The organism is Lysinibacillus sp. OF-1 (assembly GCF_028356935.1).
In the GTDB taxonomy this organism is placed as follows: Bacteria; Bacillota; Bacilli; order Bacillales_A; family Planococcaceae; genus Lysinibacillus; species Lysinibacillus fusiformis_D.
In genome coordinates, this window is sequence record NZ_CP102798.1 from 1,814,957 (window position 1) to 1,830,466 (window position 15,510).

Sequence of the window (15,510 nt, forward strand, 5' to 3'; positions counted from 1 at the left end):
ATATGGCCAAAAAAAAGAAAGCATCACAGCAGGAGCAGAAAAATGAGAAAGCGATCGCGCGTGGGCATGAGATTGTTTGTACACATCCCTTGTTCGAGGCGTTATGTCATGCTGTGTACATGCAATATGAAAGTATGCCACAAAAGGATTGGGCTTACGTCACAAGCGCGGGTGTCATCTGTGTTAATCAAGATAAAAAAGGACAGCCCAACGAATGGGCCTATGTCATAGCGCATTGTTTGCTACACCTTGGCTTACATCATCATCAACCAAAAGAGCAGCAGGAACTGTGGAATATCGCCTGTGACTGCTATATTACAAAGTTTTTAGCAGAGCTAAAATTTGGTCAAGCACCTAAAGACATGAGTAATCCGCTTTTTGAAGCTTTTAGCTCAGAGGAAAAATTGTATGACAGATTTTTACGCGAAGGTGTGCCAGACGATTTGAAAGGCTATAGTACAATGCCAGGACAAGTGGATTTTATTATTTCACAAAATAAAACGAATGTTCTTTATAGAGGCGCTAGCAATTACGCTGCGTTATTTGCAGAAGGTTTATCGAAAGCAGTGCAAAGCGCCATTCTTGTAGCAGGTGGGGTAGAGACCACATTTGGAGGAACAACGAGGGTAACACAAGCACAACGCGCAAAGGCTTGGTTTATGAGCTCATATCCCTTATTTGGTGCTTTAGCTGCGGATTTTACGATAATTGAAGACCCACTTGTTTGTACAAGAATGGATATCTCTGTTGCCGCCATCGCAGTGGAAACGAAGGAGATTTATTTGAATACGGCTGTAGGGATGACCGATGAGGAAATGCGCTTTTTAATGGCACACGAACTGCTGCATGCGGGATTAAGCCATGCTACGCGCAGACAAGGACGTGATCCCTATCTATGGAATGTTGCTTGTGATTATGTCATCAATGGCTGGCTCATCGATATGAAAATTGGCGAGATGCCAGCATTTGGTGGGCTATATGATCCAGCCTTAAAAGGGCTCTCGGCAGAATCTATTTATGATCGCATTGTTACGGATATCAGGATGTATCGCAAATTAAGAACCTTTCGAGGGCAAGGCACAGTAGATATGATTGAAACGAATCCACCAGACTTTTGGGAAGGTAAGGCAGGTGTGGATTTGGATGCTTTTTATAGAAGAGCATTGAGTCAAGGATTAAGCTATCATATGGCACAGGAGAGAGGATACTTACCACAAGGACTCATTGAGGAAATTCGTAGTCTAGCACAGCCACCTATTGCTTGGGATGTGGCCTTAGCCAAATGGTTTGATCGCATGTTTCAGCCAATAGAAAAGGTCAGAACGTATGCACGACCAAGTAGAAGGCAAGCATCGACACCTGATATAGCTAGACCAAGATGGGTTCATCAAAGCGGAGAGGAAGATGGGCGTACTTTCGCAGTCCTTATTGATACCTCAGGCTCTATGGATCGTCTCTTACTAGGAAAAGCACTCGGCACAATCGCGAGCTATAGTATTGCCAGAGATGTTCCCCTTGTACGAGTGATATTTTGTGATGCCGTTGCCTATGATGCAGGCTATCTAGCACCTGAAGAGCTATTGTCTAAAGTGAAAGTAAGAGGCAGAGGAGGCACGGTGCTACAGCCTGGTGTCCGTTTACTAGAAGAAGCGCAGGATTTTCCAAAGGATGGTCCTATCCTTATTATTACGGATGGTCAATGTGATCGTTTAACCATAAAAAGAGAGCACGCCTTCGTATTGCCACAAGGGGCCAAGCTACCGTTTGTGCCAAAAGGCGAAGTATTTAGAATGAAATAGCCAAACCTACCTGCACATGTTTGAAAGAACTGTTGTTGGTGAAATATAGAAGTGAACTTATTCTCATTTCATTCGCAAATTTAAAAGGAGATGACAGATGATTACATTTGACAATGTCTCAAAAAAATATGATAACGACCATACAGCTGTCAAAGCTCTAAATGTCGAAATTAAAAAGGGTGAATTTTTTGTCATTATCGGCCCTAGTGGATGTGGCAAAACTACTTTATTGAAGATGATTAATCGATTAATTCCATTAACAGAAGGAACGATTTGGATCAATGGTAAAAGAATCAGTGACTATAATATCCATGAGTTACGTTGGAGTATCGGTTATGTATTACAGCAGATCGCCCTGTTTCCACATATGACGATTGAAGAAAATATTGCGATTGTGCCAGAATTGAAACATTGGCATAAAACAAAAATTCAAAAGCGTGTGGAGGAACTGCTGGAGATGGTTGGGCTTGAACCAGAAAAATATCGCCAGCGTAAGCCACAGGAGTTATCAGGTGGCGAACAACAAAGAGTGGGCGTTATTCGTGCCTTAGCGGCTGACCCATCGATTATCTTAATGGATGAGCCGTTCAGTGCCTTAGACCCCATCAGTCGTACAAAACTCCAGGATGATTTACTGGAGATGCAACGTACGATAAGGAAAACCATTGTATTTGTCTCACATGATATGCAGGAGGCACTGAAGTTAGGGGATCGCCTCTGTATTATGAAAGATGGCGAAATTGTCCAAATAGGTACGCCACAAGAATTGATACAAAACCCTGCCAATGACTTTGTACAACAGTTTATTGGTAGCAGGCATCAGGTAGAGCATGCGTTTACTATCCATGCCATCATGCAACCAATCATGACAACAAGCGAGTTCCAGGATACGATACTTGTGGATGCTTCACTTGCGACAATTTTTGACAAGCTAGCCCAGCATGACTTATTAGGTGTCGAGGAGGATGGCAAGCTCATCGGTATGGTGACAAGAGCCTCTATGCTGCACTATTTAGCAAAGGATTCAAAGGAAAGAGGTCTTGCGCATGACTAATGTGATGGAGATGTTTCAAGAACGGAAGGCACAACTGCTAGCGGCATTGCTAGAACATATCCAACTATCCTTCATCGCTTTATTTTTTGCTGTTCTCATTGCCATTCCTCTAGGTATCTATTTAACCAATAAAAAGAAAATAGCTGAAAGTATCATTGGCATCAGTGCCGTTTTGCAAACGATCCCTTCATTAGCTTTACTGGGCTTATTAATACCTCTATTTGGCATTGGGAAAGTTCCCGCCATTATTGCGTTAGTCGTCTATGCGCTATTGCCTATTTTGCGAAACACCTATACGGGCATTAATGAAGTCGATCCATCATTAAAGGAAGCGGCATTAGCCATGGGGATGAATAGAACGAAGCGTTTATTGAAAGTAGAATTACCACTGGCCATGCCTGTCATGATGGCAGGTATTCGAACAGCGATGGTGTTAATTGTGGGGACCGCCACATTAGCTGCTTTAATTGGAGCTGGAGGATTAGGAGACATCATTTTACTTGGAATTGACCGTAATAATACAGCCCTCATTTTAATAGGAGCTATACCGGCAGCCATGTTAGCATTGATTTTTGATGTGTTGCTCAAAAAATTAGAATCCCTGTCCTTTAAAAAAACATTGACTACATTGAGTCTCGTTAGTTTGACGGCATTCATCATTATTTTCTTCCCGCTATTTAGTAATAAACCACAAGATGAAATCGTGATAGCAGGAAAGCTAGGCTCTGAACCTGAGATACTCATCAATATGTATAAATTATTGATTGAACAGGAAACGGACTTAACTGTGCAGCTAAAGCCAGGGCTTGGTAAAACCTCGTTTGTATTCAATGCGTTAAAATCGGGGAGTATTGATATTTACCCTGAATTTACGGGCACAGCTATTACGGAATTTTTAAAAGAGGAAGCGATCAATCATAACCAAGCCGATGTCTACCATCAGGCAAAAGATGGCATGCTGGCGCAATTTGATATGGTCATGCTAAGCCCCATGAACTATAACAATACGTATGCATTGGCCGTATCACAGGATTTGGCGGAGACGTATCAATTGCAAAAAATTTCTGATCTGCAAGCGATAGAGCAGAAGGTGAAGGCAGGCTTTACATTAGAATTTAATGACCGTGAAGATGGCTATGTTGGCATTCAAAAACGTTATGGGATTGTGTTTCCAACACTTGCAACGATGGAGCCAAAGCTTCGCTATCAGGCGATACAATCGGGCGATATTAATTTACTAGATGCCTATTCAACGGATAGTGAAATTCGTCAATACAAGCTACATGTATTGGAGGACGATCAAGCATTGTTTCCACCCTATCAAGGAGCACCATTGCTAAGAAAAGAAACGCTAACAAACTATCCAGAGATTGAAAAGGCATTAAATCAACTAGCAAACCATATTACAGACGATGAAATGCGAGAAATGAATTATCAAGTAAATGTGGAAGGAAAGCTCGCAGCAGACGTAGCAAAAGCATTTTTAGTAGAGACAGGATTATTAAAATAAAAGCCAGGCCCTCTAGCATTAGAGGGTTTTATTTTTATCGATAATTATTGATAGGGATAAAAAAGGAAGGAAAGGGGATGCTGATTTTTGGCTTGACGATGCTTGTGATTCTTTTGGTAGGAACAATGAAGGTATCAGAACAATTAGTAGCCAAGGGGAGTATGGCGGCTTCTATTCATTTTAAAGGGTTGGAAATGCTGTTGTCCGATTAGGTAGGCAAGGATATGCATTATGCAAAAAAGATGTCATGACCCTTTTATTTACTGCTACAATATACATAGCTATTGTCTTATTGATTGTTGTCTAATTTACAAAAGGTATCCTATTTTCGTTAGCTAATAGTGAAAAAATAGCAAGAATTAGATACTGTGTGATCGTGTTGAGCTTGAAGCTAATGCATTCCATACCTATATCCCCTATCTGATGATGCAACAGCTTAGGAAGTGAGAACATGACCATAATGATTCGCTTAGATCGTATGCTAGCGGATCGTAAAATGCAGCTAAGTGATGGTCAATCTCTCTAATTTAAAAACGGGTAAGGTAATACGATTAGTAAAGCGCAATCTATTGGAGTATGTTGAGGAAGAAGATGACAGATAGAAGTGAACTAGAAAGGATTTTCAAGAATGATGGTTTTTAGTTTTTTATTGATCGCCATTGTAGCAGAGGTTTTTGCAAGCTCCATGCTAAAGCGCACAGAAGGTTTCACGCGCATTTGGCCCTCTGTTGGTGTGGTGGTTGGCTACGTAGCGGCATTTTATTGTTTAGCCTTGACATTACAGGTTATCCCTATCGGCACAGCCTATGCCATATGGGCAGGTTTAGGGACAGCGTTAACGGCTATTGTCGGGGTTGTCCTTTATAAGGAACAATTTAATCGCAAGAAGGTCATAGGGATACTATGTATTATTTTGGGTGTCGTAGTACTCAATCTTGCAGGTGGACATTAGGAGGCGAACAGCATGAAGGGCTATTTATTTTTAACATTATCGATTATAAGTGAGGTTTTTGCGACAACTATGCTCAAGCTTTCTGAAGGCTTCACCGTGCTGGGTCCCTCTTTAGCGGTGGCACTTGGCTATGGTATTTCATTTTATAGCTTATCCTTATGCCTAAAAACATTGCCATTAAGCCTAGCCTACGCTATTTGGTCAGGTGTTGGGACAGCTTTAACCGTTCTCGTAGGTATGATTATTTGGCACGACATGTTTAACCTTTACTCTGCACTTGGCATAGCCCTCATCATTGGCGGCGTGATTTTGTTAAATCAAGGGGATAAACGTGACAAGGTGATGGATAGTTTGCAGGAGTAGGTGGATAGAGTTGTAAAAGTACTGGATAGCAGGAAAAGAAGGATAGAGTTGCAAAAAAGGTGGATAGAACAGTGAAAGCGGTGGATAGAAATGCAAAAGTAATGGATAGAACAGCAAAAGAGGTGGATAGAGTTATAAAAGTACCAGATTGAAGGAAAAGAAGGATAGAACAGCGAAAGCGGTGGATAGAAATGCAAAAGCAACGGATAGAACAACAAAAGCAACGGATAGAACAGTAAAAGCAGAGGATAACATGCTGTATAGAAGTACGATAGCGTTGGATTAGTTCAAAGGGGGAAAGTAGGATGTTGAAAGCGATTATTTTTGATTTTGATGGTACGATTATTGATACAGAAACGGCGTGGTATACCGTTTTCAAGGAGGCCTATGCTCATTATGGTGTTGCGTTATCGTTGGAAATGTATGCAAAATGCCTTGGTACAAATCTTCAAGCCTTTAATCCTTATACATATCTTGTTACACATCATCACATCAAATTAGATGTGGAGGCATTTCGAGCATCTATTCAACAAAGTCATGCACAATTAATGGAAAAGGAAACGCTCAGACCGGGTATATTAACACTGCTGCAGCAAGCAAAGGAAGCGAGTTTACAAATTGGTCTTGCTAGTAGCTCGAGTCGTCAATGGATTGATCAGTATGTTGATAAGCTTGGCATTCAAGATTTTTTTGATTGCTATTGTACCGCGGACACCGTGACAAATGTTAAGCCTGATCCAGAGCTATACTTGCAGGCGCTTAAACAATTAGGTGTAAAGGGCAAGGAAGCGATAGCGATTGAGGATTCACCGAATGGCGCACAAGCAGCTGTGGCGGCGGGCCTTTATACAGTGGTTATCCCAAATGCTATTACGAAGCAATTACCATTCGGCACAGGGCATCATACAATGGGTACATTAGAACCGAATAATGTGCAAGAACTGCTGACATGTTTCTCTCAATGATCTCATGAAGAAAGCCTCTCCATTCTATGGTAGAGGTTTTTTTAGTTTCTGTGTGAAAAAGTCGTCATATTTTTTGTCGCTACATATTATAACGAGAGGGCAACTTACATGGACCAACAGACATATTCAAACTAGAGAGGGGGCTACAATTTGAACAGTGAGAAGAAAAGAAATCACTTTTTATGCGAAGCTTTAAGTGATTTGAAGGATCTTCAGGATATTATGATGAATTTTCATTCTAAATATTTCGGTCAGCTACTTGTCAAAATAGTCGGTAGTGATACGATTCCATTTTTTTTAATTACACATAGTGGCGCTCATTTAAGGTTAATGGATACAGTGAAACAATTTGAAACGGAGTATTTCCGTATCGAGGCGATTGATAAAGAGCGTTGCCGTGGCACAGTGTCGTTGTTGCGCGCTTTTGATTATGAAGGAAATGATACCAATTCGATTGCTGACGTAGTGAGGTTAGAAAAAACAAGTACGCACAAATCGATTGAACTTAGTGGGATATCGGCGATTCAGCTCTTAAAGCCAGACATGTTGAAGGGGAAATTTATCATTGAGCCTAAATGGTAGCGCCATATTAAACTACTAAAGCTAGAGCATCTGTCTATATGTGAGGGATACAAAGTGAATGTAATAGAGAGAGAATCTAATGAAAGGAAGTTTAACTATGACGATTATTGGTATGCTGCATCATCGACTTGATCCAACTACAGTTCTCAAGTCATATGCCTATGCAGCAGTTGCGAAAGCAGAAGGGGCACAGTTTTTTTACTTCACCCCTAAAAGTGTTGACTTTGCCAAACGCTCCATTCAAGCAAAGATCTATGAGAATGGCGAGTGGCAGGAAAAAACGATGCCCTTTCCTGATGTGATCTATAATGCGGGGAGCCCAGAGAAATTATCTGTTTCTAAAGATATTATCGATCGTTTAAAAGAAGAGATTCCATTTACGACCTATTCGATAGGGAATAAATGGAATGTCATGAAGCGATTGAAGGAAGCAAAGGAATTTGAACAGTATTTGATTCCATCGGAAATTGTAAAGGATGTCGATTTATTTCACAAGTTCATTAATTATTATAAACGGGTTGTCTTCAAGCCGATTGATGGACGTAAGGGGAAGGGCATTTATTTTATTACGAAGGCGGGAACTAAGCATTTCGAGGTTCGAAAGGATAGCACCAATACGGTTTATTCAAAGCCTCAATTAGATGCATTGATAAAGGAGCAGCTTGCGTCTGGTACGTTTATTATGCAGCCCTATATTCAATCGGTCACAAAGTCGGGTCAGGTTTATGATTTCCGTTTGCATGTTCAGAAAAATGGTGAAGGGAAATGGGTAGTGACGACAGTGTACCCACGAATTGCACCAAATGGTTCCATCATACCGAATATTAATAATGGGGGCTATACGAATTATTTAGATCCATTTTTAGAACAGGAATTTAAGGAAGAGGCTTATAATATTCGGCGAATGCTGGAGCATTTCTCCTTAGCGCTAGCTCATCACCTGGATGAAATTCAAATGGTGAAGTTTGGGGAAGTGATTGATGAAATTGGGATTGATGTTGGCCTAGATCAGCAGCAAAAAATTTGGATGTATGAGGTCAATTGGCGACCAGGCTGTCCTCCTGCCTTTTACTTGGAGCTAGATGTGGTCATTCATTCCATCCGCTATGCGATGTATCTTGCGAAAAATCAAAAACCTCTAAAAAAGAAAATTGTCCAACAAAAAAGTAAGCAACAGGCTGACAAGAAAAACTTGCCGATTATTGCCATTACGGGAAGTGCAGGCAAAACAACAACAAAGGCATTTGTGGGCTCGATTTTATCGAAAAAGTGGAATGTTTTTGAGTCGAAGGATTATTGGAATACGACTGAGCATACGAAAAAGCATAAGGAAGAAATCAATGATACACATCAGGCTGTCGTATTAGAGTATGGTATGGCCTACCCAGGTATTATTACCAACCACTGTAGTATAATTCAGCCGAATATTAGTATTGTAACGAATATTGGCTTAGCGCATGTGGGGAACTTTGATGGGGATGTAAGAGGCGTTGCTAAGGCGAAGTCCGAATTGATTCATGGTATGGATCAGCAGGGCTTACTCATTGTCAATCAAGATGATGACAATTCCAGATACTTAGAGACAGAGCAATTTAAAGGGAAAATCTTGACGGTGGGTATTAAAAAAGAAGCCGATTATCGTGCCTATGATTTGCAGTATAAGGATATTGGCATGTCCTTTAAAATGAAGCTACATGGGGAAGAAATCGAAATGTATATTCCAATTTTAGGGGAACATCATGTTTACAATGCGCTCAATGCAGTGGCAGTGGCAGATCTTTTAGGGTTCACGCCCTTTGAAATTCAGGCGGGGCTCAACTTTAAAAAACCACCAAGACGTTTAACGATCTATAACTTGCGTGATGATATTACGGTCATTGATGATACGGTTCACTCTCATCCACAAGGGGTTCGAGCTGCGATTGATGTACTAACGAATATCGCGAAGGAACGGAAAGTAGCGATTATTGGACAAATGCGAGAGCTCGGCGTCTTGAGGGAGGAAGAATATAAAAAGGTTGGGGAGTACATTTACGAGGTAGGCATTGATGAATTCATTACCTATGGCTTTAGGACGGAAGAAATGAGCAATGCCGCCATTGCGAAGGGCATGGACCCATCCAAGGTACATCATTTTATCAATAAAGACGAATTGCATGTCCTACTAGAAACATTGGTAGAGCCTCATGATACCATTCTTGTAAAAGGTGCTAGTAAAACGAATATGTTTGAAACTGTGAAATTTTTAGACGAAACGTTTAAGGAAGAATGAAGTATACTCTGATGTAATTGCGGCTGACGCTTCGCTTCCGTGCAGATACAATAATGCGTCCAACTTCATATTGAATAATGAACAGACCTGCATCGTGCAGGTCTCTCTTTCATGATATCTGTCAAATCAAGATAAAAAAGCCCGAGTAACTGTCCACTGGCAAGCGGCAATTATTCGGGATATTTTTTTCAAACTCTCAAAATAAATTTAATTTCTTTTGCTGCATTTGTTGCATGATTTCTAGCTTCCCTCAATGTTGACCCTTCTGCAATTACATAAGCATAACGATGTCCCATCGATAAAGGTGGCATTAGCAGTGTCCCTTTTCTCGGTTTGACATACACTTCTACGACACCTGTTGATCTTGTCGCTCTTGCCTTGCCAATCACCTTCTCTAAAATGCCTTTACTTTCCACAATAACATATTTTGTATAAACAAATTTTTTATGTCTTGGCTCGAGATTAGGCTGTTCACCAAGTAATAGTTTCAATGTTTCTTCCACTAAACTAAATCCTAGTGCTGCCTGTAGCATATTGTTCATGGCACCACCAGAAATCCGTGGATTGATTTCGATAAGCTTCCATCCATTTTGCGTTAATCGAAGCTCTAAATGGAGTGCTCCATTTTCGATATCAAAGGCCTTCACAATGGAATGGAGTACCTCTTCGATTCCTGATTGGATGTCTTGCGGAGCTTTAACTAAAACACCGTAGCCTGTAATAATAAATCGTTTTCCTTGCGTAATTTCCTGTTCAATAATGCCAATGACATGTGGTTGTTGTTGGTACACAACCGCTTCTACTAAATATTGTGGACCATCCAAATATTCTTCAATCATGATGGATTCGTAGGGATTTTTACTGCGTAATGCTTTGAGGTGATGATTAAGTTGCTCTGCATCTGTTGCTAATAATACATCTTTTGAACCTGTTGATTTTGGTGATTTTACGATTAATGGGAAGGTCAAATTTTTAGCAATAGGTTCCTGGGGCTTCAGAAGTGAAAACTTTGGTGAGTATGGTTGGTCTTTTAAAAAATTTCTTGTTTTCTCTTTATCCTCCATCATTTCAATAGCAGTGGAGGATGCATAGTTATGACAAAATTCATCACATAGCATAGAAGCAACATGGACAAATGGATCAACAAAACTAACGATACTTTTAATCTCTAATCCGGTTTTCCCTAGTTTATCAATTTCCTCTTTCATTCTCTCTATATTCAAAGTATCAATGAGTATCATTTTGTGGATGTCGGGGTAGGCACGTCGCTGCTGAAGTTGTTTTTCATTATTTGTGAAAAGTACTGTGAAGTAGCCTAGTTTTTCTGCTGCTCTCGTTGCTTCACGACTAGACCCGGATTTGTTTGTACCGATAAATACAATGGCTTTCAGGTATATCACTCCTTCTATTGGTACTTAGATACTTAATCACCTTTATATATATGCAGTGAAATAGTTTTCTTCTAGTTATGTATCTTGTCTACATCCAAGCAACTTTTAAGAGGTTACATATACTAGAAAAGAAAGGAGGGAGAAAAGATATGAAGCCTCTTTCGGTGAAAAATTTAGCAATGATTACGGCAGGCTATCTAGTGCAAGGGTCAGAGGATGTACTGATTCAGCATGGGGCTTATCGATTAAAACAAGTGAAAAAGTCCAATACGGCACTATTTACAAGTAAACGTATTGTGAATTGGAAAAGTCTTGAGCCGCTTTCTCCTCTAGTGCTAGTGACCGATAGAGCTTATCGGCCAAATGACATTCCAAACCAAGTCATTATGATACAGGTAGCGAATGCAGAAGAGGCCTATTGGAAATTTGTTCATTTTTATCGCAATCAGTTTCATATTCCGATTGTAGCGATTACAGGTACTTCAGGTAAAACAACGACAAAAGAGATGATTAAACATCTTCTTTCTGCTGATCGGAAAGTGACAGCAACGACATTAAGCAGTAATTCTAGAACCGCTTCATTGCAATATTTATTGGGCATTGAGGAAGAAACAGAGGCAGCCGTCTTTGAAACAGCAGTTGGCTCGCCAGGAGATGTCACGAATGCGGGAAAATATTTTAAACCGACCATAGGGATTATTACTAATATCGGAGCTCACCACTTAAACTATTGCAAAACATTAGAAGGCTATATACAAGCAAAGGGAGAAATGCTAGATATCATTCACCCCAAAGGTACATTAATTATTAATGCGGAAGATAGCAATACGCAGAAGCTAGATATTTCTAGATTCCGTGGTCGTTTGCTTAAAGTAGGGAAGCATGAGTCCTGTGATTTTCGAGCAAGTCATATCCACTACTATCAAAAAGGGATGAAATTCGTTCTTCAGCACAATAAAAAAAACTATGACATTCTTGTGCCAGGATTTGGAGAACACCAGGTCTATAATGCGCTTGCTGCCATCGCAGCCGTCTATGACATGGGAATGCCCATTCCAGTCGCAGCCAAACTACTCCAATCATTCCGTCAATTGAAAAAACAATTACAACTTTTTGAGGGCATCAATCATTCCATGCTATTGGATGATACCTGGAGTATTACAACCACTTCCTTGGAGGCAGCCTTAAAAGTGTTGAATGAGCTAGGAGATGGCAAGAAAAAGATTGCTGTCATTGGTACGATTACCGACTTAGGTTCATGGGGTTATATTATTCACGAGCAAGCGGGGGAATTAATAAAACGCATTGGCGTGGATGTCTTGATTACCATAGGGGAGCATGCAAGGATTATGGCTGATCATGCAGTCAAGTTAGGATTTAGCGAGTCTGTCTATACATTTAAAAATAGTACACTCGTCTATCCGTTATTGCAGAAGATTGTCGATGACAATACGATTGTGCTCATAAAGGGAGATATGTATAGCAAACAGATTTCTAAACTAGCAGCGGAGCTAAAGCTGAAACCTACCCCACCTGCTGATTAGTCAGCTTCTTTCTATATAGGATATTGACTGTGCCACATAGAAGAACATTCTAATAAGGTATAGTAATTGATCAGAATATAACACGCTGAATCAAGAGAAGGAGTAAGTCATATACAAGATTGATAAAGAGAGGAGGCGCAGTACACTTGCAACCCATTAGTGTGCAAAAACTTAGAACCGTTCTACAAGGAAAGCTCATTCATGGATCAGAACAATGGTCTGTGCAGCAGGCCATTTACTATAATCGGCATGACCTAACAAAAAGTCATTCCCTCATGTTTGTTAGTCGAAACGATAAAATCAACTGGCAAGAGGTTGATCGGAAGGGACCGTCTTTAATCATCTCCGATAAACCGTCTACAGAATTGAAAAGCGCTTTAGCTAATACAACCGTTTTACAAGTGAAAAGTGTTGCACAGGCCTACTGGACATTTATCGAGTATTATCGTGGTCTTTTTCAAATTCCTGTTGTGGCTTTAACAGGAACTTGTGGTAAAACAACGACAAAAGAGATGCTAAAACATATCGCTAGTAAGCATTGGCAAGTGCAGGCATCCGTTAGCAGTAAAAACGAGCCAAGGCAATCATTGCCTTATTTAACGGGTATTGAAGAAAAAACACAAGCCGCTATCTTTGAATTAGGTTTAGGCAACACAGGGAATATTAAACATCAGTGTATGATCTATCAACCGACTATTGGTATTATTACAAATATTGGTGTGCATCATTTAGATGGCTGTCTCAACCTAGAAGGCTATATAAAGGCCAAGGCAGAAATTGTGGAAGGCATTAAGGAAGATGGTACGTTAATTATTAATGCCGATGATACCAACATCAAAAAAATTTCGCTGAAAAAGTTTAAGGGGAAAATTATTAAGTTTGGTTTACATGAGACGGCAGACTTTAAAGCGACGAATGTAGAGTTTGCCAATACGGGCATGAAGTTTACTTTAGAAGTAGATGCTATCACGTACAATGTATTTGTCCCTGGCTACGGAGAGCATCAAGTCTATAATGCATTAGCCGCGATTGCAGCTTGTCGTGAAATGGGGCTGACAATTCGTCAGGCTATAGCTGGGTTACGAACGTTTAAACAGATGGCAAGACATTTAGAATTTACGACAGGGCTTGGTGACAGTACGATTATTGATGATACGTGGACAAATAACCCGACATCTGTAGAGGCAGCTCTAAAAGTGCTAGATACGGTAGGAAAAGAGAAGAAAGTCATTCTCGTTCTAGGGGATATTAAACGATTAGGTAATTTTGAAGAAAAATACCATCGCGAAATTGGCTCCATGGTAGCAGAAAGAAAGATTGATACATTAATTACTATCGGCAAAAGGGCGGAAAAGATTGCCGATCAAGCTCAAAAAGATGGAACCAGCGCAGAGGTTCATACGTTTAAAGAGGTAACAGGCGTTTTAGAATTATTGAAACCAAAGCTCGATGCAGACACAATTGTCCTAATAAAAGGACCGATGTCGAGTAGATCAATGATTGAATTTGCCAATACGCTTAAAAACTCATCCTAGCAAAAAAGGGTGTCTCAACCTCATTGAGACACCCAACCATTCTTATTTTAAAACACGTCGAGCTGTTACAAAATTCTTTTGTGCCCAAGTGGAAGAAATGTTTTGTTTCACAATACCATTAGTAGTCATACTAATATATTGATTATTTCCTAAATAAATACCAGTTTGCGTGATATCTTGTCCACCATTATTCGTTGAGAAGAACAGTAAATCACCTTTTTGAAGCTGTGATTTTTGGATACGTGTCCCTACTAGAGCTTGCTTACTTGCTAGCTTATCCTTTAAATCAATACCATGCTTTTTAAAGACATAGTACGTAAAACCAGCACTTGTAAAAGTCAGTGCACTTTCGTTGTACGTATAGCCGAATTTTGCTTTGCTTGTTAACCCGGTAGCTGTTGCAATAATTTGATTGGCTGAAGTACTAGCTGAAGGTGCACTTACACTGGGAGATGAGTTGGAATCAGAGAAAACGCGCTTCGCTGTAATATAATGTTCAGTATAATAATCTACAAATAACACTCTTGTCATCACACCGTCTGAATTAGGAATGATGATTCGATGATCGCCCGCATAAATCCCTACAAGCGAAGGTGTCTTAGAGCCTTTAACACTATTAAAGAAGACTAAATCGCCCTTTCTCAAATTAGCACGAGCCACTGTTGATCCTTGGTTCATTAAATTGCTTAACGTAGTAGCGCCGAGTGTCACGCCACTTTTACGATAGATGAAATCAACAAATGCTGGAGCTGTGAAGCGTAGGCTTGACTCGCTTGTTGAAGTGCCAATCGTTACTTTGTTTTTATACGTCAGGGCATTCTCTACAATTTTATCGCCTTTTGTTGCAGGATTGGCTGATAGTAGGGTAGGCAATACTCTACGTGCAGATACATAGTTTTCTGTATAATACGGCTTACTGTTTAAATCAGAAATGACAATATTTTGTTTGGAATCAGCCATGTGGATGATTTTATTGTCACCGATATACATGCCGACATGATCGGGGTCAGTCCCTGTTTTTTTACTTTTAAAGAACACTAAATCGCCTTTTTGTAATTGGTTCCTTGCTACATATGTCCCTTGCTGAATCATATAATTTTCATTATATGTCCCAAGGTCTACACCATTTTTCTCAAAGATGTACATTAAAAATGAAGCACAAGAAAATTTATATGGATATGTAGACTTGTAAACCGAATTGCTATATGTCGCTTGACCCATCAAGCTTTTCCCTGTCTGAATGAGTTGATCTGCTTTCGCTGCAACAGCCTGTGCGTTGTTTTGAGCATTTGTTGTAGCAGCCTCGACCTGTATCGGCTGGATGGCTGTGTGCACCATTCCGAATGAACTGAAGCCAATTGTTAAGGCAAGTGTTGTAGATAAAAATCGTTTATTCATGTTGTTATAACCTCCTGAAGCATCTAGTAGAATTTCTCCTGTATAGCTTTGCCATGGAAATAATCGTAGCATGAAAATAGAGGGCTTCCGGGAGGTAAATGTTACCAGGGTAACTAGAGGGAGGGCTTCAACACTTGCTATAAAA

General features: G+C 40.1%; 14 protein-coding genes. 12 read left to right on the top strand and 2 right to left on the bottom strand.

The features are described 5' to 3' along the window. Positions 1 to 2 precede the first annotated feature (2 nt). From NV349_RS08605 to NV349_RS08650, 10 genes are all read left to right on the top strand, one after another. Complete coding sequence (locus NV349_RS08605; RefSeq protein WP_058844944.1) at positions 3 to 1,799, top strand: vWA domain-containing protein; 1,797 nt, start codon at positions 3 to 5, stop codon at positions 1,797 to 1,799. Between the two features lie 97 nt (positions 1,800 to 1,896). Then, a complete protein-coding gene (locus tag NV349_RS08610) occupies positions 1,897 to 2,853 on the top strand; it encodes an ABC transporter ATP-binding protein (protein WP_271912986.1) in 957 nt (318 codons plus the stop codon). Next, positions 2,846 to 4,363: an osmoprotectant update ABC transporter permease/substrate-binding subunit OpuFB gene (gene opuFB, locus NV349_RS08615; RefSeq protein WP_271912987.1), complete on the top strand. Its 1,518-nt coding sequence runs from the start codon at positions 2,846 to 2,848 to the stop codon at positions 4,361 to 4,363. Before NV349_RS08610 ends, opuFB begins: the two co-directional genes overlap by 8 nt. Before the next feature lie 77 nt (positions 4,364 to 4,440). After that, complete coding sequence (locus NV349_RS08620) at positions 4,441 to 4,575, top strand: hypothetical protein (RefSeq protein ID WP_256375522.1); 135 nt, start codon at positions 4,441 to 4,443, stop codon at positions 4,573 to 4,575. A 416-nt stretch (positions 4,576 to 4,991) separates the two neighbouring features. Then, a complete protein-coding gene (locus tag NV349_RS08625; RefSeq protein ID WP_271912988.1) occupies positions 4,992 to 5,315 on the top strand; it encodes a DMT family transporter in 324 nt (107 codons plus the stop codon). Between the two features lie 12 nt (positions 5,316 to 5,327). Next, positions 5,328 to 5,678, top strand: coding sequence for a DMT family transporter (locus NV349_RS08630; RefSeq protein WP_036116874.1), 351 nt, complete (start codon positions 5,328 to 5,330; stop codon positions 5,676 to 5,678). Positions 5,679 to 5,826: 148 nt separating this feature from the next. Continuing rightward, positions 5,827 to 5,964, top strand: a complete 138-nt coding sequence (locus tag NV349_RS08635) for a hypothetical protein (protein WP_271912989.1) — start codon at positions 5,827 to 5,829, stop codon at positions 5,962 to 5,964. A gap of 19 nt (positions 5,965 to 5,983) precedes the next feature. After that, positions 5,984 to 6,643 (top strand): HAD family hydrolase, encoded by a 660-nt coding sequence (locus tag NV349_RS08640; RefSeq protein WP_271912991.1) that lies wholly within the window; start codon positions 5,984 to 5,986, stop codon positions 6,641 to 6,643. 150 nt (positions 6,644 to 6,793) lie between these two features. Continuing rightward, complete coding sequence (locus NV349_RS08645; protein ID WP_036116879.1) at positions 6,794 to 7,225, top strand: hypothetical protein; 432 nt, start codon at positions 6,794 to 6,796, stop codon at positions 7,223 to 7,225. A gap of 97 nt (positions 7,226 to 7,322) precedes the next feature. Beyond that, positions 7,323 to 9,497, top strand: coding sequence for a YheC/YheD family protein (locus NV349_RS08650; protein ID WP_271912992.1), 2,175 nt, complete (start codon positions 7,323 to 7,325; stop codon positions 9,495 to 9,497). Positions 9,498 to 9,685: 188 nt separating this feature from the next. On the opposite strand, the gene NV349_RS08655 is transcribed toward NV349_RS08650, so the two are convergent. Continuing rightward, entirely contained in the window at positions 9,686 to 10,897 is a 1,212-nt protein-coding gene (locus tag NV349_RS08655; protein ID WP_036116881.1) for an ATP-grasp domain-containing protein, read from the bottom strand. A gap of 140 nt (positions 10,898 to 11,037) precedes the next feature. Between NV349_RS08655 and NV349_RS08660 the strand changes: the two genes are divergently transcribed. Beyond that, positions 11,038 to 12,432, top strand: coding sequence for a Mur ligase family protein (locus NV349_RS08660; RefSeq protein ID WP_036116883.1), 1,395 nt, complete (start codon positions 11,038 to 11,040; stop codon positions 12,430 to 12,432). Between the two features lie 146 nt (positions 12,433 to 12,578). Beyond that, on the top strand, positions 12,579 to 13,967 hold the full coding sequence (locus tag NV349_RS08665; RefSeq protein ID WP_271912994.1) for a Mur ligase family protein: 1,389 nt from the start codon (positions 12,579 to 12,581) through the stop codon (positions 13,965 to 13,967). Between the two features lie 42 nt (positions 13,968 to 14,009). Here NV349_RS08665 and NV349_RS08670 read toward each other — a convergent pair whose 3' ends face one another. Beyond that, on the bottom strand, positions 14,010 to 15,365 hold the full coding sequence (locus NV349_RS08670; protein ID WP_058844939.1) for a C40 family peptidase: 1,356 nt from the start codon (positions 15,363 to 15,365) through the stop codon (positions 14,010 to 14,012). Positions 15,366 to 15,510: the final 145 nt, after the last annotated feature.